Below are 25,699 nucleotides of genomic sequence, written 5' to 3' on the forward strand. Positions count from 1 at the left end.
CTTTCTTTTTGTAATCAAGATGTTAAAAATAGTAAGTTTATTCCCTATTTTCAATCTTTTATCAGACTGTTTTTATGTATTATTATTATTCCATTGTCTCCTTATGTTATGATATTTTTACTGTTAGGAAGAAAGGAAGTTTTAAGCATGAATATCCAATTAGAAATGATAGAAGATAAGGTAGAGTTTTTTGAAGGAGAGAGTCTAAAAGCAATCGAGAAAAAAATCAATGAACAAGTAGAAGTCAATAAAGCTATATTGCTATCAGTACACTCTGTCGCCCATCAAGTTACTTTACTAGAGAATGGTCGGCCTTATTACACAGCCGTTGTCCATTTTAAAATGAAAAAGCAGTTTTAAACAAAAAAAGAACTGGAGCTTTATTCTCCAGTTCGAGTTTAACGAATATTTAAGTCTTTTATTTCTTCTACCTTCGTTGGTTTCCAGCCACTTCCATCTACCCATTCTATATATACTCTATATTTTTCAGATTTATCTTTAGATGATACTGTTCCAATAGACTTCTGAGGATCATGATTGTTATTACCAAGGAACCAAACAGTCATATTCCCGCTATCTAAGCCGGTTGCATAAGATAATGCTTTAATTTGTTCGTTCCAGTCTACCCCTTCTGAATAAGTAGCTACATGCTCTCCTGTTTGGGATGTTCCAACAGGCTGCCAGGAAGTATTCTCAATCGTTTTAATAACATTCGAGTCACTGCCGCCTTCTGTGACAATTTCCTCCCCATCAGATTCCTTTTCCTCTTCTGAAGTAGTGTTCTCCTCTTTATTATCTGATTCAGTCGTCGAAGCAGCTGTTTCATGCTCATCCGATACTTCTTGTCCTGATTTCGGTTCGTTTGCTTTATTTTTAGCTGTATTTTTTTCATCATTTGTATGAAAAATAGAATACGATACGAATACAATTAGTATAATCACAGCAACGATTAATCCATTTAAAATAAGATTCGTTTTCTTTCTTTTGGAACGTTGTGCGTATCTTGTTTTACCTTCATTATTTATTTCATTACTCAAGGTGTTTCTCCTCCTATTTCCTTTCCATTTCCTCTTTATATAAGTTGATTTAACTCTTACTTTTCTTCTTTCACTGTACATATTTTAACATGGCAGTACACTTTTAGAAAAGCAGGAACCCTATCGGAGTATTAGGGGGCTGCATTTTTCTGCTTTTTATCGATTCCTTTAACCACCTCTGCAAATAGTTGATTGACCCCGCCTTCATCTGAATAAACATCTAAATTCACTGTTACTAAGGCATATTTAGGCTTCTCATAAGGAAAATAACCTGCAAACCATTTATTATGTAACTGCTTCTCCTCTTTATATACGCCAGTTTCTGCGGTTCCAGATTTTCCAGCAACTTTATAGGGTAGCTCTTGAAACCATCTGCCAGTTCCTTTATTGTTTGTAACAACTTCTCTTAGTAATTTTTGGAGTCTTGAGGCGGTATAAGGAGATATTTTTTCTCCATCTAACTCTTGCTTATCAAAGGAGTAAAAGGTTGTGCCATTTTTGTATTGAATATCTGAAACAACTCTGACACTTTCCTTTTCTCCTCCTCTAGCAATAGTCGCCATCATATTTGCCACTTCTAATGGTGTAACCCGTACCTCATGCTGTCCGATTCCCGTTAATGCAACATAGTTCTTATCCCTTTTCGCTTCCTCATTCAAAAAAACTCTTCCCATTTCTTCGCCACTAAACTGTTTAAAATCAGTAGAATGAAAAACACTGCCTCGCCACCCCACTAGACTAGTCAACGATAATTTAGCTGCATATTCCTCGATTAAATTCTCATCGATATCACTTAACTCCTTCGCTATTGTCCCAAAAGTATTGTTACAACTAACCGCAAAGCTTTCTGTAAAGTTTAACATCCCATGCTGATATGTTAAATCTTCTTCGCCATTGATCTTCTTGCTACAATCATATTGCTTATTGTTATCATCCAATTTATGATCGATTGCAGCTGCTGCAATGACTGTTTTAAAGACAGAGCCGACAATCTGCTGTTTTAGCATATAGTTATTAACTCCGTCTGTCTGATAAGGATCTGTTGCATTTATCTTCGGCCTAGAAACCATTGCAGCAACCGAATTATCCTCTAGATCTAACAGAACTAGTCCACCCTTCTTTATGCCTTGCTCATCTACCAAGTCTTCTGCCATCTGCTGTAAATCCGTGTCTATGGTGGTGCGTACATTTACAGGATAAAAGGGATTTGCTGGTTCCACATATTTAACATTTAAGCCAAAGAGTGGTCCTCCTTTTGCATCCACATGATAGACAAGCTTCGATTCGCCATCAGGCAAAAGAAATTCATCAAAGCTTCTTTCTAAGCCTGTTAATCCAATTAATGTTGAACCCCCCAGCTTTCTATCAGGATATCGCTTTCCTAATTGCTCTTCATTTTGACCAGTGATTCCTAGCAGTTGTTCAGCGATAGTATTATTGATATGAAACTTTTTCTCTGCTGCAAAAACACCTGGAATCTTCAGTTGATTGATAGCAGACATCTGCCTGCTTGTTAATTCCAATGGTTCCTTTCCTCCAAAGACTACCGGATCTTTTGCATCGATTATGCTATTCTTTACATTGTATTCACTTGTCCCAATAATATCCGCTACTTTTTTGCTATCCCAATCCATTTTATTTAAAAAAGGAAATAATATTAAAACTGCTTTTGTCTGATGTGTAAGTGAATTTCCATGTTTATCAAGAAAGGTTCCACGACCATTATCCAAAAGCATTTCTTGTGATCTTTGTTTTACACTTGCTTCCACCAAATTAATATTATGCTTGGTAAAATGATTTGTCTCTATTAACTGCACTTGTATTAGCCTTCCTAGCAATATACATAAAGCAAATAAAAAAAGGATACCGATGCCAACTATTCTTTTTCTCCACATAAATAAAACACCTCATCAAGAGTGTTGACGAGGTGTCTCATTTATAAACAAGTCAGTGATAACTTTTTATTCGGTTATCCATTCCATTAAATTACTTATTTAATTGTAACGATTTGTACATTCATTTCTCCACCTGGAGTTTGTACAATTACTTTATCGCCAACTTTTTTGCCAATTAAGCTTTTAGCAATTGGAGAATCGTTTGAAATCTTCCCTTCGAATGGGTCTGCTTCCGCACTACCAACGATTGTATATGTTTCTTCTTCACCGTCTGGAAGCTCGACGAATGTAACAGAACTACCAAGGGAAACCGTGTCGCGATCCAGCTCATCTTCCGAGATAATTTTTGCATTTCGAATCATATTTTCAATCGTAGTGATACGTCCCTCCACAAAGGCTTGTTCTTCCTTTGCAGAATCATACTCTGAGTTTTCGGATAAGTCACCGAAACTACGTGCAATTTTAATACGTTCTACAACTTCTTTACGTTTAACTGTTTTTAACTGTTCTAGTTCCTGTTCTAATTTTTCTTTACCTGCTAATGTCATTGGAAATTCTTTTTCGATTGCCAAAATCTTCACTCCTTCAAGTATGGGATTAATGAATAGCCATGAAGCTATTTGTAAAACCCCTAATAAATATGTATTTAAAGATAATAGCACGACAACTTAGAAATGGACGCGCTTTTTTTTCTAATAGAATGAGTTTAATACGGATTGAAGAAAAAAGAAAGCATTTTCTATTAGATTGTCTGTAATGATTTAACATTTTTTCACTATTTAGTGATTTTTGTTAAATTAACAATAGGATAAAATAATCAAATATCATTACAGAAAGCTTCTTTTTACTCATCCCGTTATTTTACCCCATTGGTTTCTTACATAATCCATATTTGGAAAAATAGGCTGTCTATAATGGAACAGCCTATCTGTCAGAAATTTTGCATGAATACTATCTATTGTTTCATAAAAGTGATTTTTGTTCAAGAATTGTTTGAATTTTAGTAACCATAAGATCAATGGCGACGTGATTATGACCGCCCTCTGGAATTATAATATCTGCATATCTTTTGGTTGGTTCAATAAATTGATTATGCATGGGACGAACTACATTAACATATTGTTCAATTACAGAGTCAATCGTTCTACCTCTTTCTTTGATATCCCTCATTAATCTTCTGATAATGCGTAAATCCGCATCTGTATCAACAAATAACTTCATATCCATTAAATCACGAAGACCTTCATCCTCCAGTATGAGGATACCTTCCACAATGATTACATCCTTAGGTTCAACTAAGATCGTTTCATCAGAGCGAGTATGCATAGCATAATTATATACTGGCTTTTCCACCGCTTCATAATCTAATAATTTTTGAATATGATCAATTAATAATTCTGTATCAAATGCTAATGGATGGTCATAATTTGTTTTTAATCTTTCCTCAAATGGTAAATGAGATTGATCTTTATAGTAATAATCCTGTTCGATCATTAAAATCGAATGTCCTTTAAAATGGTCAAATATAGCTTTGGTCACACTTGTTTTTCCAGATCCGGAGCCACCTGCGACACCAATAACTACTGGTTTCGGCTGCATGCTGATTAAAGCTCCTTTCGCATCATATTATTTGGATAAACAGGGTGGTCCACTTTAAATTTAACAATTTGTAAGGGATGTCTTGCAGCATCGATTTCCTTCCCGTCTGCATCCCAAATTTTATCAACAACCATTGTAAAATTATCAATTTCTGGACCAAAAAACTCCACTTCCTGCCCCTGTTTGAAGAAGTTTCTTTGTTGTAATGTTACTATTTTTGTCTCTTCATTATAATCGAGCACTAAACCAGCAAAGTCAAAAGTGGTCTTTTTGCTATGATTTCCAAACATTTGCTCTTTATACCCTGGCTGACCTTCAAAGAAGGCAGGTGCTGTATCTCGATTTGCACATTTATCTAGTTCTCTCAGCCATTCCTCTTGAATGACAAAATGATCTGGATCTGCACAATAGGCATCAATCACTTTTCGGTATACACTAACAACTGTAGCAATATAATGAATGGATTTCATTCTACCTTCAATTTTTAAACTGTCTATGCCTAGTTCAATCATACGTGGAATAGATTCGATAAGCTTTAAATCTTTTGGACTCATCGCAAAAGGAGCATCACCTTCAGAGAATAAAGGCTTTTCCTCCGCACCATCTAGCTTGTACAAATCATAATCCCAGCGACATGACTGACAACAACCGCCGCGGTTAGAATCTCGAGCAGTCATATGATTACTCAATGTACAACGACCAGAATATGCGATACACATTGCGCCATGAATGAACGTTTCGATTTCAATATCTACTTTTTCTTTCATTTCTTTTATCTCTTCTGCACTTGTTTCACGAGCAAGCACAACCCGTTCTAATCCTTCTTCCTTCCAATACTGAACTGCCTTCCAGTTAGAAAGAGATTGCTGTGTACTTAAATGTACTTCTATTTCAGGTGCTACTCTACGGCATGTCTCGATAATTAATGGGTCTGCCACAATAATTCCATGTACACCTGCTGACTTTAAGCCCATTAAGTAATCTTCTAAACCGTCAATATTTTCATTATGTGCAAATATATTGGTAGTAACATATATTTTGGCTTGATATTTCTTAGCAAACTCCACTCCCTCTTTCATTTCTTCAAAAGTGAAGTTTCCAGCATTCGAACGAAGTCCATATTCTTGTCCACCAATAAAGACAGCATCTGCACCGTATGTAACAGCAATTTTTAATTTCTCTAAATTACCAGCAGGCGCTAGCAGTTCCGGTTTCTTTACAATTACTCTTTTTCCATCTCTTATTTCAGAAATAGGATCCTTAACTAATGTCATTTTCCCTTCTCCTCCACTTGTTTAGTAAACCGTTTCTTTAAAGAAAAATCCTGTATCCAATGGTCTATTAGGTGGTTGAATTTTTTCTATCTCAGCAAGTAAATGATCTTTTTCTTCTTCATATCGATCTGGATCATTTAAATACAAAGTCATTGCTTGATGATATAGTCCAGTAACAGCAAGAATATAGCTTGGTTCTTTCAAAAGACCGTCGATTTTAAATGAATCAATGCCAGCATCCAATAGGTCTGAAAGCTCATCAATGATACAAATGTCATTTGGACTCATAATATGTGTCCCATTTTCATCCTGAAAAATCGGGTATTTGTTTTCTCTTTCTTTATCATGCAAGAAGAAGTTCTTATCTGATTTGCTTGCTTCCAATTCCACTTCTTTCCCTTGATATTGAAAGTAATGTTCTAGTAAAGTACGTTTTGATTGAAACATCGTTGTCATTCCATGAACTTGGATTTCAATCTCCACTTCTGCATTTTCTTTCGTCTCAATGATGGCATCCATGCTAATTTCTCTTGCAAGGACCGCTCTTTTTGCACCTTTTCGTCCCCAATAATTACACGTGTACCAGTTTGTCCCTGTTGTTTCTGTATTCCAATGCAGTTTCATATTTGGTGCAACTTCTCTGGCAAGCATTAAAACAGCTGGATCCCCATAATATATTGCATCCGCATTTACAGCCACTAAAAACCGAAGATATTCTGTTACATCTTCAATTTTATCATTATGAAAAATTGCATTTACAGCCACATATACTTTTTTCCCTCTTTGGTGTGCGATTTCAATCGCCTTTTTTACATCGTCTCGATTAAATTCACCGGCTAATCTCAAACCAAATTTTTGTTCACCAATAACAAAAGCATCTGCTCCATTATCAATAAGCGGCTCTATATCGTTTATACTGGTTGGCGTTACTAGTAATTCCGGTTTTTTCATTCTTATCCCCTCTTTTTACTAATTGCAATACCGTCTCCCACAGGCAAAATTGCTGTGTGATAATCCTGATTTCCCATAAGCCATTGATTATAATTTCTTATTTTACGAACTAATTGACGAAGGTTTCTACTATCTATCTCTTCTGCTGCCACTAAACCATGAAACAATATATTATCTGTATACACGATTCCGTCATTCGATAAAAACGGACTGTAAAGATCGAAAAACTTTTGATATTGTCCCTTTGCAGCATCGATAAAGATAGCATCAAACGGCCCATATTGCTGAACTATAGAACCTAATTCAAGGGCATCACCTTGTAATAGGACAATTTGTGCTTCAAGCTTAAACTTTTCGACATTTTCCTTCGCTACTAAATACCTTTGTTCATCTCTTTCCAACGTAACTATTTGAGACGATGGTAATGCTTCCGCCATTCTTATTGCAGAATATCCTATCGCCGTGCCCACTTCTAATATTTTTTTAGGCTGCTGAATTCTTAGTAATTGTAATAATGTTTCAATCCCTATTAACTCCATAATGGGAACTTCATTTTGTTTCGCATATTGTTCCATTTCACTTATCTGGTTATTTCTTTCTGGAATTAAATTTTCAATGTACTCCAGGATTTGTTTATTTTGCAAGGATGAGTCCCTCCTAATTAATCCATAAAGCCCTATCCTTTTGTCTTCTACCTAAAAATAGTTAGCTTCTTATTAAGAACCTAACACATCAAAAAAGTGTATATAATTTGGGTATTTCATTAAAGGTATACTCAAAAACACTTGTACCATTTTATCATAAAATATAGTAGAATGCTAATAAATCTTCAGATATCAACAGCAATCTACATAAAAGATGACAATTTTTCGAACAATATAACGTAATTTTAAAAAAAGACTACAGTCCAAACATCTTTTTGTTTGACTGTAGTTTTTTGGTGAAGAATGTTAGTCATTCGTAATATATTTTGCTTTCAATTCATTATGTTCATTAAGCGATTTAGAAAAGTACACTTTTCCATCTTTCGAAGCTAAGAAATAGAGATAATCTGTATCATCCGGATGCAGTGCTGCTTCCATAGAAACAGTTCCTGCATTGGCAATTGGTCCAGGTGGTAAGCCTACATTTTGATAGGTATTATAAGGCGAATCTACCTCTAAATCTTTATAATAAACTCTATCCTTATGCTCTCCTAATGCATAAAGTACCGTCGGGTCTGTTTGCAATGGCATCCCTTGTTCGATACGATTATAGAACACACTGGCAATTTTCTTTCTATCCACATTTTTGGTTGCTTCTTCTTCAATTAACGAAGACATTGTTAAAAATTGATGGACGGTTAATTTATCTCGTTCAATTTCCGTTTCATATGCTTTTACTACACTTTCTGTTTTATCAAGCATAACGGAAATAATCGCTTCCAATGTTGGCTTTTCTTCATAATAAGAATAAGTAGCAGGAAATAAATAGCCTTCTAGTGGATATTTGATATTTTTCGCCCAAATTTCTGTTGTTAGTAAATCTGGATATTTGGCCATTAACCCTTTGATAAACGCTTCATCGTTTAATTGTTTCCAAATCTCTTCTTCCTTTTGATTTGTTTTCTTCGCGATAATAGCGGAAATTTCTTTTAATTGTCTTCCTTCAGGTATTGTCATGGTAAAGACAGGTTCTTGCATAATTTTTCCGGTTTTCAAGCTGTCAATAATCTCTTGAATCGACATAGATGGATTCATATGATATTCTCCAGCCATGAAGTTCGACTCATTTTTAAATTTCACATAATATTTAAACACCTTTGCATTTTTTACGAGCCCCTTGTCTTCCAGTAATTGAGAAATAGTGCTCACGCCAGAACCGATCGGAATTTCCACTACAATATCTTTATCACTATCTGGATTAACTGGTTTTAATGCTGATTTTATGTAAAAATAACCAGACGTCCCTACCACTGCTACAATCATAATTAATACTAAGGCAACAATGACCACGACTCTTCTGACTAATTTGGCTTCTTGTTGTCTCTGATTTAAATTAGCTATAAATAACTCCTTCTTACTATTTATTGTATTGTTCTCGTCTTTATTATTCGTCAATCTTTTCCCTCCTTGACACTCACCACTCAAACATTTTTTACATATCTCGACCTATTATACTATATTTTGCTAAGGAAGTTGTAGCTTTAAGTGAAATTTACATGCTACTCAAAGCTGGGACTAGAAGTGCACAAAAAAATAAAAAAGAGCCCAAAAGGACTCTTTTTTCATCTATCTGTTATTATTCTTCTTCTTGTTCAGCAAGGAATGTATTTAACATTTCTTCGACTAAATCCCATTCTTCTTCTGTTTCAATTGGAGAAAGTTCACCATCGCCTGTTTCTTCATTTGGAATGAAGGAAGATGCGTGGATATCGATTTCCTCATCATCGCTTTCATCTCCAAGAGGGTAATATAATACATATGATTTTCCAAATTCATCTGATTCAAATGTAAATAGAATCTCACATAATTGTTCATTTCCTTGTTCATCTACAACTGTAATTGTATTAGTCTCGCCGTGTTCCATATTTCCACCTCATTATTTTTGACTGTCTAAATATCCTTGCAAAATGATAGATGCAGCCATTTTATCGATTACTTTTTTACGTTTTTTTCTACTAACATCTGCTTCCAATAGAATTCTTTCGGCAGCCATCGTTGTTAGTCGTTCATCCCAAAAAACAACCGGCAGTTCAAATCGTTCTTCTAAAAGCTGCCCGTACATTTGACTAGCTTCTCCACGAAAGCCTATGCTGCCATTCATATTTTTAGGAAGTCCAACCACTATTTTACCTATATCATACTCAACAATCAAGGACGCAATACGTTCAAGCCCAAATTGTTCTTTCTCTTCATCAATTTTAATTGTTTCAATTCCTTGTGCTGTCCATCCTAAAGCATCACTAACAGCAACTCCTACTGTTTTTGAGCCAACATCTAAGCCCATTAATCGCATAAGTCTATTCCTCTCGTTGCTGTTTTAAATAAAACTTTACAAGTTCCTCAATAATTTCATCACGTTCTAATTTTCGGATGATATTGCGTGCATCCATGTGACGGGGAATATAAGCAGGATCCCCAGAAAGTAAATAACCAACAATTTGATTAATTGGATTATAGCCTTTTTCTTGCAATGCATCGTATACTTGATAAAGTACTTCTTTTACATCATGTTCATATGGTTCTTCTGGAAAATTGAATCTCATTGTTTTATCAAATGAGCTCATTTTGAACACCCCATTTCCTTTTCGAACAATTTCTGTTAAGAGTTATCTACATTTTACACTACTTGTCCTTAATATCAAACGGATTTTACATATTCTTGTACAAATTCTAATGCTTCATTTAATTTAGAAGGATCTTTACCGCCTGCTTGAGCCATATCTGGACGGCCGCCTCCGCCGCCTCCACAAATGGAAGCTACTTCTTTTACTATCTTCCCTGCGTGGAAACCTTTATCCATTAAATCTTTGGTTACACCTGCAATAATATTTACTTTTCCTTCATTGACACTTCCAAGTACTAATACGACAGAATCTATTTTTTGTTTTAATTCATCTGCCATTGTACGAAGATTATTCATATCTACATTTGGGATAGAAGCTGCTAATACTGGGACTTCATTGACTAATTTTACTTGATCAACCAGATTTCCTGCTTCAATATTGCTTAGTTTTGCAGCAAGTGATTCATTTTCCCGTTGTAATTGCTTTACTTCTGTAAGAAGACTGTCAACGCGAGTAGCAACATCTTTGGGACTTGTTTTTAATTTATTCGCCGCTTCTTTTAATAAGTGGATTTGATCTGTCAGTTGTTGGTATGCTGCTTGTCCAGTTACTGCTTCAATACGTCTTGTTCCTGCACCAATTCCAGCTTCCGAAACAATTTTAAATAAACCAATTGCTGAAGTATTATCAACATGACAGCCGCCGCATAATTCTAAGCTATACTCACCAACTTGAACAACACGTACTACTTTTCCATATTTCTCACCAAATAAAGCCATTGCACCCATTGCTTTCGCTTCTTCGATATCTTTGTAATCAATTTGGACTGCTATACTTTCCCATATTTTTTCGTTAACGATGCGTTCAATCTCATCTAATTCCTCTGCAGTAATTTGCCCAAAATGAGAAAAATCAAAACGTAAACGATCTGGTTGTACAAGAGATCCTGCCTGATTAACATGTGTTCCTAGAACGTCTTTTAATGCCTGATGCAATAAATGAGTTGCTGTATGGTTCTTTACTATTTTGGAACGATTTTTACTATCCACTTTAGCTGCTAATCGATCATTTAACCTAACAGCTCCTGTTTCAATTATTCCTTTGTGTAAATTTTGACCATTTGGCGCTTTCTGAACGTCTTCCACCCTAATTGTTACATGATCGGATTTTAACATTCCTTTGTCAGCAATTTGACCACCGCTTTCAGCATAGAATGGCGTTTTATCTAATATAAACTGGATTTCATCGCCTGCTTCTGCACTCTCTACTTCTAGACCATTTTTTAATAAAGCCACGATTTGCGCTTCAGTCGACCACTGGTCATAACCAATAAATTCACTTTCTACTTTAATATTGCCTAACACTCCACTTTGAACTTGCATGCTGTCAACTTCATGACGTGCTTTGCGGGCCCGATCCCGCTGACTTTCCATTTCTTTTTCAAAACCTTCATGATCAATTGCCAGACCTTGCTCCTCTGCATATTCCTCTGTAAGTTCAACTGGGAATCCATATGTATCGTACAAACGGAAAATATCTTCTCCAGCAATAACTCCATTGTCTTTTGCTTTCTCCATTACTTCTGAAAGAATTGCAAGACCTTCATTTAATGTTTCATGGAATCGTTCTTCTTCACTTTTCATTACTTTTTGAATGAATTCTGTCTTTTCTTTTACAGTTGGATAATAATCAACCATAATTTCTGCAACTACTGGAACTAATTCAAACATAAATGGTCTGTTAATATTAATTTTCTTTGCATAACGAACTGCTCTGCGCAATAAACGTCGTAATACATAGCCTCTACCTTCATTTGATGGCAGGGCTCCGTCTCCTATCGCAAAAGCAACTGTACGTATATGGTCTGCGATTACTTTAAATGCTTCATCGCTTAAAGAATCCTTTCCATACTCGGCATCTGCCAATTGTTCAGTCGCACGAATAATCGGCATAAATAAATCTGTATCAAAGTTTGTTGGAACATTTTGAACAACAGACGCCATACGCTCCAAGCCCATACCTGTATCAATATTCTTCTTTGGCAGTGGTGTATAAGTGCCGTCTGGATTATGGTTAAATTCAGAGAAAACAAGGTTCCATACTTCTAAGTAACGATCATTTTCTCCACCTGGATATAATTCTGGATCGTTGATATCATTTCCATATTCTGGACCACGGTCATAGAATATTTCTGTATTAGGACCACTTGGACCTTCACCTATGTCCCAGAAATTACCTTCTAAGCGAATGATGCGATTCTCCGGTATGCCAATTTTATCTCTCCATAAAACATATGCTTCTTCATCCTCAGGATGGATGGTTACAGAAAGCTTCTCTTTATCAAAGCCAATCCATTTTTCATCTGTCAAGAACTCCCAAGCCCATTCGATTGCTTCTTCTTTAAAATAATCCCCAATCGAAAAGTTACCAAGCATTTCAAAGAAAGTATGGTGACGCGCTGTTTTGCCCACATTTTCAATATCGTTAGTGCGAATTGATTTTTGTGCATTTGTTATTCTAGGGTTTTCAGGAATAACACGACCATCAAAATATTTTTTTAAAGTAGCTACACCACTATTAATCCATAATAATGACGGATCATCATGAGGGACTAAAGAGGCACTTGGCTCAATCGCATGCCCTTTGCCCTGAAAAAATTCTAAAAATTTGCTTCTTATTTCTGCACCAGTTAAGTTTTTCATCACATATCCTCCTATTTTTTCTTATGTATTTGCTACAACCACTAAAGTTTACCGTTTTAAGGCATAAAAAAAACTCCCATCCCTGGACAGGGACGAAAGTATTGCTCGCGGTACCACCCTGATTATGGATAAAAATATATAAAAATAATAAAAAATAATATCCATCTCTCAATATTCCTTAACGCGGAAAACGGCAGTGATTAGCTGCATTCAAGAATTAGCTTTCAATTATCCTTCACCTAGAACTCCTTTCAGCCAAAGGGAATTCCTCTCTTTAGAGTGGTCTATAATCTACTTATTTCTCTCACCATTTTATCGATATATGCTTCATTCGAATTATACTGATTATTAGGCAGTATTGTCAATATTGGTCTATTTATATACGTTTCATTTCTCGTTCTTTTTTTCCAAAATGGGTTTTCATATGAATGATGGCCACTTTTACAATTGATAATAAAGGAACTGCTACAATCATTCCAATCATCCCGCCTATCTCTTCTCCTAGCAATAGCGCAAACATAATAAACAGAGGATGCATATGAGTGCTTTTCCCTACTATATATGGCGATAATATATTTCCTTCGAGAAATTGCAGAATAATAATGATAATCACGACAATAATAATCATTTTCACAGAAACAGTACTTGCTACAATTAATGCTGGAACAGCTCCGATTACCGGTCCAAAGTATGGAATGACATTAGTTATTCCTATGATCATTCCTAATACAAGGGCAAATTTCATATGAAATATCAGAAAAAGAATCATAGAAATAACTCCAATAATTGTACAAACTAATAATTGTCCTCTTATATAGCTGCCTAATGATTCATTTACATCCTCTAAAAATAAGCGAGCACTATTGCGCCATTTATTAGGAATTAATCCATTAAAGCCTTTTCTTACCGCATTTATATCCTTTAACATATAAAAAGAGATAAAGGGAATAAGCATAATTATAATCGAATAATTGACAATCCCCATGGCCCCATTAATTACTTTATTCAAAAGAGATTCCATTTTCCTTTCAAATATGTCAATTCCACGGTCAACTTTATCCTGTAGATTGAGCGGCCAAGACTCCATTTTATTTTGAATCGAATCAATTAAATCTTTATATCGCTCTGCAAGTTTTGGAGCACTAACTGTCAGCTCTTCCAGCTGATCAATAAGAATTGGGATACCTTTATAGATTGCATATCCAATCCCGCCAAAAAATAAAATATAAATAAATGCAACAGACAATCCTCTATGTAAACCTTTTTTATGTAATAATTCTACTATTGGATGAAGTAAGTACGTAAAAAACGCACCAATAATAAAAGGAGTTATAACCTTTGTTATAAGACTTAAAATGGGTAACCATATCGGCGATAGTTTTATAAAAATAAATAAAACAATAAAAAGTAGTAAGGTAAATCCTAATCGATAATACCATTTTATTCTTATATCCATTTCCTTTCCTCCCTCCTTAATGTATTGTGAGAGATAATAGGAATTTTTATGCATTTTTTATCTAGTTCTCCATTTCAAATAAACTATCTGTGTAATTGACTTATGTTTGTTTCCGTCACATAGTGGCTGCTGCACAATGGAAAGCCTGCTTGACTATAATTTCAAAACATAATAATAAAATGAAAAAGCCCAAGCACTGATACGAAATTTTTTTGAGTTCTTCGTATCAGTGCTTGGGTTAAAATAGGGCAGGAATTCTTTTCCTGCCTTATCTTCTGACTCACCATTAAAACATCTTCATTACTTTTCTCTGCACTTTTTTCAGTTGTTTTTGACTTATCATATTATTTTTTTGCATATAGCTAAGTGCCACTACACCAGCTCCAATCGCTATTGCTGTATTTATCGCTTTACCCATTACTTTGCACCCCTTTTATATGGAAGTGAGCGCCAAGATTACACAAAGACAAACTTAGCTTAATCGACGCTCTTCTTCGTCAAATAAGTCGTCTAAAGAACTTAAGCTTCCATCTTCTTCTACTTGATGTGTATGAATAATCCCTTTCGTAAGCGATAATTCAATAAAGCAATTCCAGCAGTAATATTGATTGATTCCAATTTTCCCAATATCTTTGCTCTGACAATTTGGACATTTGAGCATAGGAAACACCTCATCTTTATTCGTTTCATGAAATATTCCACTTAACATGAAATTTCCAGGTAAGTATTCCCATTATGCTCTATATCCCGTCCAAATATACCAGTGTTTTTAGGAGTTGGCTGTTTTTATTGGCAAGTTAGAATCCAACTGGATTTTTTCGAAGAAGATAGCATTACTATTTTTCACCTAGAACTTAAAAACATGTAGTACAAACATTGGCAAAAAAAATCCCCTAATATGGGGATTTCTCTTTTAAAAATAGAGATTTTCTTAAAAAGTTTGTACCTAAGTAATTTAGGATTCGGATGCTTCCATAAAATCATATGGGGTGATATTTTCCATTCCGATCATTGGATCGATTTGATTGATTTTACCTTCATACAATAAATCAAATGACTTCTCTTTTGTCATTTCCATCGTCTCGTCTGGTTGATATACATCAGCAAATGCCTCTTTGATCTTTTCTTTTAAGGTTGTTTGCCGGTTTAGTTCATCATTTCGGCTGACACCTAATTCCATTGCTTCCAGTTCACCACATAGAATCAAAAATTGTTTACTTCTTGTTATTCCGGTGTAAATTAAATTTCTTCTTAACATGCGATAATAACTTTTAACAACGGGCATGATGACGATTGGAAACTCACTGCCTTGCGATTTATGGACAGAACAGCAATATGCCAGCGTAATTTGATTTAAATCCTGTCTCGTATAGGTTGCTTCTATTCCATCAAACGAAACAATAACCATGTCTTGCTTTTCCGTATTTTCCTTCGCATAAAAAATCGATACAATCTCACCCATATCACCATTAAAAACATTGCTTTCTGGCTGATTGACGAGTTGAAGGACTTTATCACCGATCCGGTATGTAACATCTCCAAATTTCAGCTCTTTTCTGGTGCCATCGGGATTAGGATTTAATATTTCTTGTAAGATAGCATTTAAGCGGTCAATTCCTGCTGGTCCTCTATACATCGGGGCCAATACTTGAATATCCATTGGCGCAAAGCCTTTGTTTTTCGCATTCAAAACAATTTTTTCAATTGCCTGCGGAATTTGACTGGAAGAGCACTTTATAAAAGACCGATCCCCTTGGGGCACAAGAAGATTAGCCGGCAGCTGGCCTTTTTTCATTTCATGTGCCAGCTCGATTATCGATGATCCTTCGGCTTGTCGATAAATATCTTTCAACTTAACCGTAGGAATACATGCTGAATCAAGCAGATCTTTTAATACTTGGCCCGGCCCTACTGATGGCAGCTGGTCTTCATCTCCGACAATAATTACTTGAATATGTTCTGGTAAAGCCTTAAATAATTGATGGGCTAGCCAAATATCAACCATCGATGTTTCATCGACGATGAGGATTTTCCCCTCCAAAGGATGATCCTCATCCCGTTCAAATGTTCCAGTGCCATTCCAGCCCAGCAATCGATGAATAGTAACTGCTGGTAAACCTGTCGATTCCGCCATTCGTTTAGCCGCTCGGCCAGTTGGCGCCGCAAGAATAAACGGATAAGGTTCATCGTTTTTATAATCATTAGGATCTAAAGAACAACCGTGCAATTCACCATATAATTCAACAATTCCCTTTATGACAGTTGTTTTCCCCGTTCCGGGACCACCTGTCAATATTAGCATCGGGGACATAAGCGCTGTTTGAATCGCCTCTCGTTGAGAGGGAGCATATTGAACACCGATACGGTCCTCTAAGTTTCCTAACGCCAGCAGAAATTCCGATTCTGGAAATTGGTCTTTATATTCAGATTGCTCCATTACTCGCTTTATATTTCGTACAAGTCCTTTTTCTGAAAAAAACAAAGAAGGTAAATATATTTTTTTATCCTCAACTATAATTTTTCCTTCTTCCTCTAGCTGAATAACCTGATCTGCTATTTGCGAAAATTCTATCTCCTCTTTTTGATTTTCTTCAAGCAGCGCTTTTACTTTTTCTAGTAAAAATTCCGCATGGAGATAGACATGGCCTTCCTGATTACTGCTCAGCTCTAAAATATACAAACAGCCAGCCTTTAATCGATCTGGATGATTCCCAGTAATTCCAATCTGAGATCCAAGGTCATCTGCTTTTCCAAAACCGATTCCTTCAATATCCTCCACTAATTTATATGGATTTGTCTGGACTATTTCTAGCGTATTTTCTTTATATACCTGATAAATTTTCATCGACAATTGCGGACCAAACCCATATTGATTTAATGAAACCATCGCTTGCTCTAACCCTTGATTTTTCATTAATGTATCATAGAGGATTTTCGCTTTATCTGATGCAAGTTTGGGCACTGTCTCTAAAATCGATGGCTGATTCATGATTTTAGAGATTGCTTCTTCTCCTAAAGTATCCACAATATTCTCTGCTGTTTTTTCCCCAATCCCTTTAAATAAGTTGCTCGATAAATAAGCAATAACCCCTTGCTTTGTTTGTGGCATTTCTTTTCGAAAGGAAGTCGCCTGCAGCTGTAAACCGAATCTTGGATGCTCTTTAAAATCACCAAAGTAAGTATACGTCTCTTCTTCGTTCATCTTTGGTAAATAGCCAGTAATTACCGCTTCTTTATCGTCATAATCATGATTCGTTTCATCAACTCGTATTCTTATCACGGAGTAAAGATTCTGTTCATTGTGAAAAATGGTAACAAGATGCCGTCCCTTTACATACTTTTTTTCATTTTCAAAAAGATCCAAAGAGTTCTGCTCGTTCAACTGAATTCCTCCTTTCTTCCTTTATATTTCATGTCTCTTTCCATTACTTTTCTTCGATAATTTGCTTTCCGTAACCAGCAAGAAGATGATCTGGCTGAATTTCCAGCGCCTTATTGAACATTTCAACTGCTTTCGCTGTTTTTTCTTTAAAACCATAGGCAACCCCTAAATTGTAATATGCATCTGCATGAGTGGCATCTAATGCTATACAGGATTGAAATTGTGTGATTGCTTCTTCAATATATTCATTCTGTGCCAAACAGAGCCCTAGCTGAAAGAATGCCTCCGCATCTTGACTATTAAGTTCCACTGCTCTTTGAAAATAAGGAATTGCCAGTTTCCCTTTATCTAATCCAACATAAGTAAGTCCAAGCATAAAGAAATTATCACTTGTTTCGAGGCCCTTTTCTAATGCTAGTTCAAACATATTCTTTGCGGATTCTAAATTTTCTTTTTCATAATAAACGGTCCCTGCACTATAATAGGCTGCTGCCGTTGTATCATCTATTTCAATCGCCTTTTGGTAGAAAGATAATGCCCTTGTATCATCTCCTAAAGCTGATAAAACATTGCCAAAATTAACATAAGAAACAGCATTGTTCGGATTCTTCTCAATCTCTTCCATAAAAAACTTTGCTGCTTCTTCCCATTTACCTTCTTGCATATATTGTATTCCTAATTGACTATTATCCATCTTAAAACACTCCATTTCTTATTGGTAGTATAGCATATTTTCTAATCAAAAAATGAGAAAAGCAACTAGCAAATCCTCTTATTACAGGAGAATTGCCAGCTGCTTTTTGCCATATGTAAAAACTGTCGACTAATTAATGTTAGTCGACAGTTCATCCTTAACCTACATATGTTAATCTTTCATTATCACGGAACACTTTATCAATCGTTCCTCCGCCTAAGCATTCTTCTCCTTGATAGAATACAACTGCTTGTCCTGGCGTTACCGCACGAATTGGTTCGTGGAAGATAACTTTGACTGTATTTTCATCGATAACCTCTACCGTCACTTTATTATCTGGTTGACGGTAACGGAATTTAGCTGTGCATTCAAATGATGTACCAATGCGATCTTTTGATACCCAGCTAACATTGGTCGCAATAATGCTGTCAGAATAAAGCAATTCGTGGTGGAAGCCTTGTCCAACATATAAGACATTTCGTTTTAAATCTTTGCCTATAACAAACCAAGGTTCTCCACTTCCGCCGATGCCAAGACCATGTCTTTGACCGATTGTATAATACATAAGTCCATCATGACGGCCAATTACTTCTCCATTCATTGTTTCCATATTTCCTTTTTGCGCAGGAAGATATCCGCTTAAGAATTCTTTGAAATTACGCTCTCCAATGAAACAGATACCTGTGCTGTCTTTTTTGGTTGCCGTTGCTAGATTTGCTTTAGCAGCAAGTTCGCGAACCTTTGATTTTTCCATACCGCCAATAGGGAACATTACTTTGCTTAATTGTTCTTCTGTTAGTTGATTTAAAAAATATGTTTGGTCTTTATTATCATCTTTCCCTCTAAGCATGCGCACTTGACCATCTTCTCTGACTACTTGTGCATAGTGCCCTGTTGCAAGATAATCAGCTCCAAGACTCATTGCATGCTCTAAGAAAGCTTTAAATTTAATTTCTTTATTACACATTACATCGGGATTAGGTGTTCTCCCCGCTTTATATTCATCAAGAAAATAAGTGAACACTTTATCCCAGTATTGTTTTTCAAAGTTCACCGCATAATAAGGAATCTCTAACTGATTGCAGACACGAATGACATCTTCATAATCCTCTGTTGCAGTGCAGACACCGAATTCGTCTGTATCGTCCCAGTTTTTCATGAATATACCGATAACATCATAGCCTTGTTCTTTTAAAAGTAGTGCAGCAACTGATGAGTCAACTCCACCAGACATTCCTACTACTACACGGGTATCTTTTGGTGCTTTTTCCATTTTCCATTTCCCCCTTAGCCCTTCCCTTTACATGGAAGGGAAGGTTATCATTTTGTCAGACGGTTAATGATTTTGACTAACTCATGACCGACCTTTTCTATTTGTTGTTCCGTATTATTTAATCCAAAGCTAAATCGAATGGAATTTTTTGTTCTTTCCGATTCTTTGCCAAACATGCTTACTAACACATGAGAAGGTTCGATTGATCCAGCAGTACATGCAGAACCACTAGAAGCAGCAATACCCGCTAAGTCAAGATTAACTAACATTGCTTCCACATTTGTACCGGGAAAGCTTAAGTTTAAAACATGTGGCAAGGTATTATCAACTAATCCGTTTTGCTTAAAAGAAATATTATTATCTTTTAAGATACCTGTAAGGATTTCTTTATATTTTTTAAACTGCTCTCTCTTTTGCAATCTATTTTGTTGAGAAATTTCTACTGCTAGCTGAAAGCCTGCTAAAGAAGGAACGTTCTCAGTGCCAGCTCTTCTTTTTTTCTCTTGTTCTCCACCAAATAATTGAGGATTTAGTTTAATGCCGTTTTTAACATATAAAAACCCTATTCCTTTAGGACCATTAATCTTATGAGAAGAAACAGATAAAAGGTCGATGTGCTGTTCTTTTACATCAATATCTTCTAAACCGTAGGCTTGTACCGCATCTGTATGGAAGACAGCAGGATGATTTTTTAACAATAAGCCAATTTCTTTTATCGGTTGAATCGCACCCACTTCATTATTGCCATACATAATCGTAACAAGAATTGTATCTTCTCTTAATGCTGATTTGAATTCATTCAAATCTATTAGTCCGTATTCATTTACAGAAAGATAAGTAACCTCGTAGCCCTTTTTCTCTAATTCTTGGCAAGCATGTAATACGGCATGGTGTTCAATTTCCGTTGTGATAATATGTTTTCCTTTTGCTTCTTTTCCTTCTGCAATTCCAAAGATAGCGTAATTATCTGCCTCTGTACCACCGCTAGTAAAAATAATTTCATTTTCGTGAGCACCTATACTAGAAGCAGCTACTGCTCTAGCCTTATCCAATATATTTCTTGCCTGTCTTCCATAGGCATGAATACTTGAAGGATTGCCAAATTGATCTTTCATGACTTCATACATTCTATCGATTACTTTTGGATGCATGGGTGAAGTTGCCGCATGATCCACATAAATATGTTCCAAGTTATTCACCTACAATTAATTAGTTGTGATCATTTCAGTTTTCTATTTTTGCCCAATACTTAAAAAAAATCATACAAAGAGCTTTCTACACACTTGATTGCTATTATACGGAAACAGCCATCATTTTTCTAAAATGCAGCTTCTTAAATATAAAACATATAACCATCTGTGCTATCATCTTCTTGATGGTTAGCTAGGTCTTCAATTGTGGTTGAATCTAATACATCTTTTACGGCATCTCTGATTTTCATCCATAGAGCTTTCTTGGCTGGTTCTTCATCTTCGATTCCCTCGACAGGGCTAATAGGCCCTTCTAATATACGAATAATGTCTCCAGCGGTAATTTTATTAGGTTCATCGCCTAATACATATCCACCATACGCTCCACGAATACTGCGCACATAACCAGCATTACGCAATGGAGCAACTAATTGTTCCAAATAATGCTCTGATAAATTATTGGTTTGAGCAATTGATTTTAATGAAATCGGTCCCTCTCCGTGCTTCTTTGCTAATTCCATCATAATAGTTAATCCATATCTTCCTTTAGTAGATATCTTCATTATTTTGCCTCCCGCTCCATATTATGTTGGTGAATATTATTCACCGTTCTTTTATTTCGGTCCAATATATAGTTCGTCCATTTAGTACACTGTGGGATACTCCATCCCGCAACTCTTCCTATTAAAGCAGCATAGATAATCGTTCCCCATGATACAGGTCCACCAAGTATCCATCCTACTATTAAAACAATTGCCTCCATCAATAATCTCGTTCTTGCAATACTCCCGCCAAATTTTTCTGATAAGACTATCATAAGACTATCTCTCGGTCCTGCACCAAGTTTCGCAGAAATATAGAATCCCATTCCATAGCCCATTATAATCAATCCAATTAAAAACATAATCCATTTTTGATAAAGGGTCGCAGGGGTATTCATAAAGGGAAGAAGTAGAAAAATATCAATAAATACTCCTACTAACACCATATTTAATAAAGCACCAAAAGGAGGAAGTTTTTTTGAAAGGATGGCAGCTATCAATAGGATTAAAAAACCAACTATTATTGCCCAGCTGCCGATGGTCAGACCAAACTGAATATGCAATCCAATATTCAAGACATCCCATGGGGCTGAACCTAAATTTGCTGTAATAACTAACACAATGCCTAATGACATAATCAAAAGCCCTATTATAAAAATAAAAAGTCGTTGAACTGGTTTATCTTGGCCTATTAATGATTTCATCTGGTGCCCCTTTTGCTATCCCTATCGTAAGTGTTTTTTCTGTATAATTGCCATTAAGCATTATAGCATAATTACTTTTATAATTGTTGCAGTAAAGACCTGATATTCATTCTTTATCCAGTATAATTAGTTTATATCCTATCTATTCAATAGGATATCATATTTTTTCGTTTTCGCTAAACTTGCTTTTTTTATTGCTGTATATAGAAGCATCTCTAGATTAAAAAGAAGGAATTCCTCCTTTAGCAAAAGAAGAAATCCCTTCAATCTATTGTTTTTCTTCCATTAATTTGACTGTCGATAAAGCCATAATTTTTATCCCATGCAGTAGGCTTTCTAACTGAAAATACATGTCCGGATGATGTAATCCGGGCTGTAAATCTGTGCCTAAGCCAATCATCGTTGTTTGCAGTTGTTCCTTTACTTTCGCATAATAATGAAAATCTTCTCCACCAGGTGTTACTGGAGGCTTTACAAGCCCTTTCTCTCCTAGTATTTCTTTAATACTCTTAGCTACTATTTCTTCCATCGATTTATTTGGTCTTGCGGCTGGCATGTCGGATAGTAGTTCTAATTCTACTCGAGCTCCATTCGCTTCACCTGCAAGTTTCACTTGGCTTTCAAGTCTGGAAATCAATTGTTCCATCGCTTCATTGGTTTGGGCACGAACATCAATGCCAAACTCCGCATAATCGGGAATAATATTAAAATTCTTTCCTCCCGCCTGGGCAAAAGTCATTTTCGCGGAGGCAGGTATAATCGGATTTAGTGGAATAGAACGAATAGCCATATTAATAGCTGTAAGACTGTCGATAACATTTATCCCTAAATGCGGTCTTGCGGCATGTGACTGCATTCCATACAGTTTTCCTTTAAAGCTTGCCGCTGCTCCATGGTAAATTGCAGGAGAACATTCTCCAAATCTCATTTCTTGAATTGGTCGTACATGTAAGCCTAATAAATAATCAACATCATCTAAAAGCCCTTTATTAATAAAGGAAATTGCACCTGCACCAGTCTCTTCAGCTGGCTGGAACAGGCACTTAATTCTCCCCTTTGGTTCTTGGCCTAATTCCTTCAGACATCTTAAAGTAAAAAGCAAAATCGTCGTGTGTGCATCATGACCACATGAATGATTGGCCTTCCATTCTCCCTTCACTTGCTGCCATAACGCATCCATATCTGCTCGAAGCCCTATAACAGGATTATTTTCTTTCCCCCATACCCCAACGATCCCAGTTTGATCATCGAATAATTGATAGGGAATAGATAATTTCTCCAATTCATTTTTTATAAATTTCGTCGTTTCAACTTCTTCCCAGCTTATTTCTGCATTATTATGAAGAAACTGGTACATAGCTATTATCTGTTCCTTTTTCCTGTCTACCCAGCTGTCTATTTGTTCGTGCATTTTCCCCCTCCTCGTATATGTAATTCGTAATTCAAATGGCTTCATTCATTCTCTTTGTTTAAGCTTACAATATAATAATTCACTGGTTCATTTGTCTTTTGAAAGCTGTGAATGATATATCCCCTTACAAACAATTTGGTAAAGACATTTCTATGCATCATACGCCACGTTTCGGCTGCAGCAAAATCTATTTCTTTTATTGTATGTATATCTTTAGGAACAGGAACCTTATAGGTATTCGCTTTTATGGATAGGACATCAAAAGATAAAGGAATAGGGATTTCTCCCCTTGTTTCCCAAGTAACAAGGGAGTGAATTTGCTCCCCTTCCGGATGACGATTATCCGATCGTTTCCCAATGTCCCACTCTAACAATAACCTGTCTGAAGGAAGACCGCCGTTTAATTCATCCTCCATGTCTCCATAATGATTAGAATAATATGTTTTCACTACCCCTCCTAGTTTCGCTATATTTAGATTGGCATTCCGTGATTCTAGCGGGTCAAAAGTCCAGATAATTTTCGTATAGCCACGTTCCAAGGCCATTTCCTTTTGTTTTTCTTTCATTTTAAAGCCCAAACCAGCATTTCTATCCTCTTCCTTCACTGCCATCATATGGGACACTAAATAGATTTCCTTTTGATGAAAACCAGGGAAACTGTAGCAAAAGCCTACTAGTTCCTCTTTCAAAAAAGCCCCTATAATTATTCCTCCATTTTGAATGGAGGCAACTAAAAATGGAAATGGAGTAGTATTCGTCCTGCCCCAAATTGAATTTTGAAGGGAAACTACCAGTTGGATTTCAGCTTTTTCGGTTACTTCTCTTATTATATAAGGATCCACTGTCTTTGTTCCCCCTTATTAAATAAATGGATTAGCATATACCTTCTTAGAAATTAAATGTTGATTAATCACTGTTTCGTTTAAGTCGAACCCAATGCCGGCTCCTTTTGGTACTTCTATTTTTCCTGGCGTAGACAATGTGACTTCTGGACAAATAATATCTTTTTTCCAGTATCGATTCGATGCAGATGTATCCCCAGCAATAGTAAATGCCGGAAGGGAGGTTATCGCGATATTATGCGCTCTTCCGATTCCGCCTTCCAGCATGCCGCCGCACCATACAGGAATATCGTGTTTTTTACATACATCATGTATTTTCTTTGCTTCCGTCAAACCGCCGACACGGCCAATTTTAATATTTATTATCTTACAGCTTCCTAATTCAATCGCTTTTCGAGCATCTTCTACAGAATGAATACTTTCATCCAAACATATAGGTGTTGCGAGCTCACTTTGCAAAATAGAATGGTCAATAATATCATCATATGCTAATGGCTGTTCAATCATCATCAACTTAAGTGGATCTAATTCTTTGATTCGCTCAATATCTGCTAATGTATAGGCAGAATTCGCATCTGCCATTAGCGGGATGTCATAGCCAAAGGTTTGTCTTATTTTTGCTAAAGGCTCTAAGTCATAGCCAGGTTTAATTTTCACTTTTATCTTTTTATAGCCCTCGTTCAAAAAGCGTTCCACTTTTGTTAAAAGCATATCAGTAGTTGGTTCGATACCAATACTTACCCCTACATCAATCGACGTTTGAACACCTCCAAGCGCTTTTGAAAGAGAAATACCTTGCTGCTTACTATATAAATCCCATATTGCTCCTTCTAAAGCAGCTTTTGCCATATTATTTCTTCTGATTGGAGCGAATCTTTTTGTAACTTCATCTGGATGCGTTATCTCGTCTTTTAACAAGAGGGGAATCAAAAACTCGTTTAGCATATAGATAACAGTTCCAGTTGTTTCCTCACTATAAGTAGGATCAGGTAAAGCGACAGACTCTCCATACCCAATGTGCTCTCCACTATATATTTTAATGATAAGAAAATCCTTTTCTAACAGTTCGCCAAAACTTGTCTTAAACGGACTAACCAGGGGCATTTTTACATGTTGGACTTCGATTTTATCAATTTTCACCATTTCACGTCCTTCTCGTCTAGTATCTTTCTTCTATTTTAATAGTAATTTGGATTATTGGTAGAAATTTATTTAAAAAATCGAAATATCTACTAAAAATTTTTTAACATAAATGAAGTGGGACAAACAAAATATATAATAAATTAAGTCGAACAATCTCTAATTTAGTAGCGAAACCAACTCGTTCCATCATTTTTTTTAAAGAATATATAATTATTAGGAAATACAAAGCAGCTTGAATACACGGAGGCTCCTATGGGAGATTCGAGAAATCCCAAGCCCTGCTGGAAGCTTGGCACTCGCCCCATGGAAAGCGAAGTGTATTCAGGCTGCGGAACC

The 25,699-nt window shown here is 36.0% G+C and carries 25 protein-coding genes and 1 other annotated feature; of the genes, 1 reads left to right on the forward strand and 24 read right to left on the reverse strand.

All coding sequences use genetic code 11. The features are described 5' to 3' along the window. Window positions 1-147: 147 nt before the first annotated feature. Window positions 148-360 carry a YrzA family protein gene (locus tag NSQ89_RS13775; RefSeq protein ID WP_061800767.1) on the forward strand — a complete coding sequence of 71 codons (213 nt, stop codon included), beginning with the start codon at window positions 148-150 and terminating at the stop codon, window positions 358-360. A 38-nt stretch (window positions 361-398) separates the two neighbouring features. On the opposite strand, the gene NSQ89_RS13780 is transcribed toward NSQ89_RS13775, so the two are convergent. The 24 genes from NSQ89_RS13780 to menC form a co-directional block, all read right to left on the reverse strand. Beyond that, window positions 399-1,037 (reverse strand): DUF1510 family protein, encoded by a 639-nt coding sequence (locus NSQ89_RS13780; RefSeq protein WP_053215773.1) that lies wholly within the window; start codon window positions 1,035-1,037, stop codon window positions 399-401. Between the two features lie 131 nt (window positions 1,038-1,168). Then, on the reverse strand, window positions 1,169-2,932 hold the full coding sequence (locus tag NSQ89_RS13785) for a peptidoglycan D,D-transpeptidase FtsI family protein (protein WP_341132784.1): 1,764 nt from the start codon (window positions 2,930-2,932) through the stop codon (window positions 1,169-1,171). A gap of 95 nt (window positions 2,933-3,027) precedes the next feature. Next, window positions 3,028-3,504 carry a transcription elongation factor GreA gene (gene greA / locus NSQ89_RS13790; protein ID WP_047944032.1) on the reverse strand — a complete coding sequence of 159 codons (477 nt, stop codon included), beginning with the start codon at window positions 3,502-3,504 and terminating at the stop codon, window positions 3,028-3,030. A gap of 391 nt (window positions 3,505-3,895) precedes the next feature. Then, window positions 3,896-4,531 (reverse strand): uridine kinase, encoded by a 636-nt coding sequence (gene udk / locus NSQ89_RS13795; RefSeq protein ID WP_047944031.1) that lies wholly within the window; start codon window positions 4,529-4,531, stop codon window positions 3,896-3,898. 5 nt (window positions 4,532-4,536) lie between these two features. After that, complete coding sequence (locus NSQ89_RS13800) at window positions 4,537-5,805, reverse strand: peptidase U32 family protein (RefSeq protein ID WP_047944030.1); 1,269 nt, start codon at window positions 5,803-5,805, stop codon at window positions 4,537-4,539. 21 nt (window positions 5,806-5,826) lie between these two features. Then, window positions 5,827-6,756 (reverse strand): peptidase U32 family protein, encoded by a 930-nt coding sequence (locus NSQ89_RS13805; RefSeq protein WP_341132785.1) that lies wholly within the window; start codon window positions 6,754-6,756, stop codon window positions 5,827-5,829. Window positions 6,757-6,758: 2 nt separating this feature from the next. Further along, window positions 6,759-7,400 (reverse strand): O-methyltransferase, encoded by a 642-nt coding sequence (locus NSQ89_RS13810; RefSeq protein WP_047944028.1) that lies wholly within the window; start codon window positions 7,398-7,400, stop codon window positions 6,759-6,761. A 306-nt stretch (window positions 7,401-7,706) separates the two neighbouring features. Further along, window positions 7,707-8,855: an endolytic transglycosylase MltG gene (gene mltG / locus NSQ89_RS13815; protein WP_095322640.1), complete on the reverse strand. Its 1,149-nt coding sequence runs from the start codon at window positions 8,853-8,855 to the stop codon at window positions 7,707-7,709. Window positions 8,856-9,036: 181 nt separating this feature from the next. After that, a complete protein-coding gene (locus NSQ89_RS13820) occupies window positions 9,037-9,324 on the reverse strand; it encodes a DUF1292 domain-containing protein (RefSeq protein ID WP_047944340.1) in 288 nt (95 codons plus the stop codon). 12 nt (window positions 9,325-9,336) lie between these two features. Then, window positions 9,337-9,753, reverse strand: coding sequence for a Holliday junction resolvase RuvX (gene ruvX, locus NSQ89_RS13825; RefSeq protein WP_047944339.1), 417 nt, complete (start codon window positions 9,751-9,753; stop codon window positions 9,337-9,339). Between the two features lie 4 nt (window positions 9,754-9,757). Next, complete coding sequence (locus tag NSQ89_RS13830) at window positions 9,758-10,024, reverse strand: IreB family regulatory phosphoprotein (protein WP_047944338.1); 267 nt, start codon at window positions 10,022-10,024, stop codon at window positions 9,758-9,760. A gap of 74 nt (window positions 10,025-10,098) precedes the next feature. Continuing rightward, a complete protein-coding gene (gene alaS, locus NSQ89_RS13835) occupies window positions 10,099-12,726 on the reverse strand; it encodes an alanine--tRNA ligase (RefSeq protein ID WP_047944337.1) in 2,628 nt (875 codons plus the stop codon). Between the two features lie 85 nt (window positions 12,727-12,811). Further along, window positions 12,812-13,043 (reverse strand) — a binding site (T-box leader). Between the two features lie 59 nt (window positions 13,044-13,102). Beyond that, window positions 13,103-14,182 (reverse strand): AI-2E family transporter, encoded by a 1,080-nt coding sequence (locus NSQ89_RS13840; RefSeq protein ID WP_047944336.1) that lies wholly within the window; start codon window positions 14,180-14,182, stop codon window positions 13,103-13,105. Window positions 14,183-14,468: 286 nt separating this feature from the next. After that, the gene (locus NSQ89_RS13845; protein WP_082810098.1) at window positions 14,469-14,600 is read right to left on the reverse strand and encodes a YrzQ family protein; all 132 of its coding nucleotides are present in this window, start codon (window positions 14,598-14,600) and stop codon (window positions 14,469-14,471) included. A gap of 54 nt (window positions 14,601-14,654) precedes the next feature. Continuing rightward, window positions 14,655-14,843 carry a hypothetical protein gene (locus NSQ89_RS13850; protein WP_047944344.1) on the reverse strand — a complete coding sequence of 63 codons (189 nt, stop codon included), beginning with the start codon at window positions 14,841-14,843 and terminating at the stop codon, window positions 14,655-14,657. A 294-nt stretch (window positions 14,844-15,137) separates the two neighbouring features. Then, a complete protein-coding gene (recD2, locus tag NSQ89_RS13855; protein WP_341132786.1) occupies window positions 15,138-17,564 on the reverse strand; it encodes an SF1B family DNA helicase RecD2 in 2,427 nt (808 codons plus the stop codon). 43 nt (window positions 17,565-17,607) lie between these two features. After that, window positions 17,608-18,258: a tetratricopeptide repeat protein gene (locus NSQ89_RS13860; protein ID WP_047944334.1), complete on the reverse strand. Its 651-nt coding sequence runs from the start codon at window positions 18,256-18,258 to the stop codon at window positions 17,608-17,610. A gap of 157 nt (window positions 18,259-18,415) precedes the next feature. Continuing rightward, a complete protein-coding gene (mnmA, locus tag NSQ89_RS13865) occupies window positions 18,416-19,531 on the reverse strand; it encodes a tRNA 2-thiouridine(34) synthase MnmA (RefSeq protein WP_061800780.1) in 1,116 nt (371 codons plus the stop codon). A gap of 47 nt (window positions 19,532-19,578) precedes the next feature. Further along, window positions 19,579-20,721, reverse strand: a complete 1,143-nt coding sequence (locus NSQ89_RS13870; protein WP_047944331.1) for a cysteine desulfurase family protein — start codon at window positions 20,719-20,721, stop codon at window positions 19,579-19,581. A 143-nt stretch (window positions 20,722-20,864) separates the two neighbouring features. Next, the gene (gene cymR / locus NSQ89_RS13875; protein ID WP_047944330.1) at window positions 20,865-21,284 is read right to left on the reverse strand and encodes a cysteine metabolism transcriptional regulator CymR; all 420 of its coding nucleotides are present in this window, start codon (window positions 21,282-21,284) and stop codon (window positions 20,865-20,867) included. Then, a complete protein-coding gene (locus NSQ89_RS13880; protein ID WP_047944329.1) occupies window positions 21,284-21,967 on the reverse strand; it encodes a YczE/YyaS/YitT family protein in 684 nt (227 codons plus the stop codon). Before NSQ89_RS13880 ends, cymR begins: the two co-directional genes overlap by 1 nt. A 268-nt stretch (window positions 21,968-22,235) precedes the next feature. After that, entirely contained in the window at window positions 22,236-23,378 is a 1,143-nt protein-coding gene (locus NSQ89_RS13885) for a M20 peptidase aminoacylase family protein (protein WP_053215791.1), read from the reverse strand. Between the two features lie 41 nt (window positions 23,379-23,419). Continuing rightward, a complete protein-coding gene (locus NSQ89_RS13890; protein WP_061800786.1) occupies window positions 23,420-24,220 on the reverse strand; it encodes a GNAT family N-acetyltransferase in 801 nt (266 codons plus the stop codon). An 18-nt stretch (window positions 24,221-24,238) separates the two neighbouring features. Continuing rightward, window positions 24,239-25,360: an o-succinylbenzoate synthase gene (menC, locus tag NSQ89_RS13895; RefSeq protein ID WP_047944342.1), complete on the reverse strand. Its 1,122-nt coding sequence runs from the start codon at window positions 25,358-25,360 to the stop codon at window positions 24,239-24,241. Window positions 25,361-25,699: the final 339 nt, after the last annotated feature.

The sequence above is a fragment of the Niallia sp. FSL R7-0648 genome (genome assembly GCF_038007005.1).
In the GTDB taxonomy this organism is placed as follows: Bacteria; Bacillota; Bacilli; order Bacillales; family Cytobacillaceae; genus Niallia; species Niallia circulans.

Bases quoted from the DNA above. Each gene is read 5' to 3' on its own strand.
- NSQ89_RS13805 (WP_341132785.1), bottom strand. From the start codon at position 6,756: ATGAAAAAACCGGAATTACTAGTAACGCCAACCAGTATAAACGATATA.
- NSQ89_RS13850 (WP_047944344.1), bottom strand. From the start codon at position 14,843: ATGCTCAAATGTCCAAATTGTCAGAGCAAAGATATTGGGAAAATTGGA.
- alaS (WP_047944337.1), bottom strand. From the start codon at position 12,726: ATGAAAAACTTAACTGGTGCAGAAATAAGAAGCAAATTTTTAGAATTT.
- cymR (WP_047944330.1), bottom strand. From the start codon at position 21,284: ATGAAGATATCTACTAAAGGAAGATATGGATTAACTATTATGATGGAA.
- udk (WP_047944031.1), bottom strand. From the start codon at position 4,531: ATGCAGCCGAAACCAGTAGTTATTGGTGTCGCAGGTGGCTCCGGATCT.
- NSQ89_RS13800 (WP_047944030.1), bottom strand. From the start codon at position 5,805: ATGACATTAGTTAAGGATCCTATTTCTGAAATAAGAGATGGAAAAAGA.
- NSQ89_RS13785 (WP_341132784.1), bottom strand. From the start codon at position 2,932: ATGTGGAGAAAAAGAATAGTTGGCATCGGTATCCTTTTTTTATTTGCT.
- ruvX (WP_047944339.1), bottom strand. From the start codon at position 9,753: ATGCGATTAATGGGCTTAGATGTTGGCTCAAAAACAGTAGGAGTTGCT.
- mnmA (WP_061800780.1), bottom strand. From the start codon at position 19,531: ATGGAAAAAGCACCAAAAGATACCCGTGTAGTAGTAGGAATGTCTGGT.
- NSQ89_RS13775 (WP_061800767.1), top strand. From the start codon at position 148: ATGAATATCCAATTAGAAATGATAGAAGATAAGGTAGAGTTTTTTGAA.
- NSQ89_RS13845 (WP_082810098.1), bottom strand. From the start codon at position 14,600: ATGGGTAAAGCGATAAATACAGCAATAGCGATTGGAGCTGGTGTAGTG.
- NSQ89_RS13885 (WP_053215791.1), bottom strand. From the start codon at position 23,378: ATGCACGAACAAATAGACAGCTGGGTAGACAGGAAAAAGGAACAGATA.
- NSQ89_RS13880 (WP_047944329.1), bottom strand. From the start codon at position 21,967: ATGAAATCATTAATAGGCCAAGATAAACCAGTTCAACGACTTTTTATT.
- NSQ89_RS13840 (WP_047944336.1), bottom strand. From the start codon at position 14,182: ATGGATATAAGAATAAAATGGTATTATCGATTAGGATTTACCTTACTA.
- NSQ89_RS13820 (WP_047944340.1), bottom strand. From the start codon at position 9,324: ATGGAACACGGCGAGACTAATACAATTACAGTTGTAGATGAACAAGGA.
- NSQ89_RS13830 (WP_047944338.1), bottom strand. From the start codon at position 10,024: ATGAGCTCATTTGATAAAACAATGAGATTCAATTTTCCAGAAGAACCA.
- NSQ89_RS13860 (WP_047944334.1), bottom strand. From the start codon at position 18,258: ATGGATAATAGTCAATTAGGAATACAATATATGCAAGAAGGTAAATGG.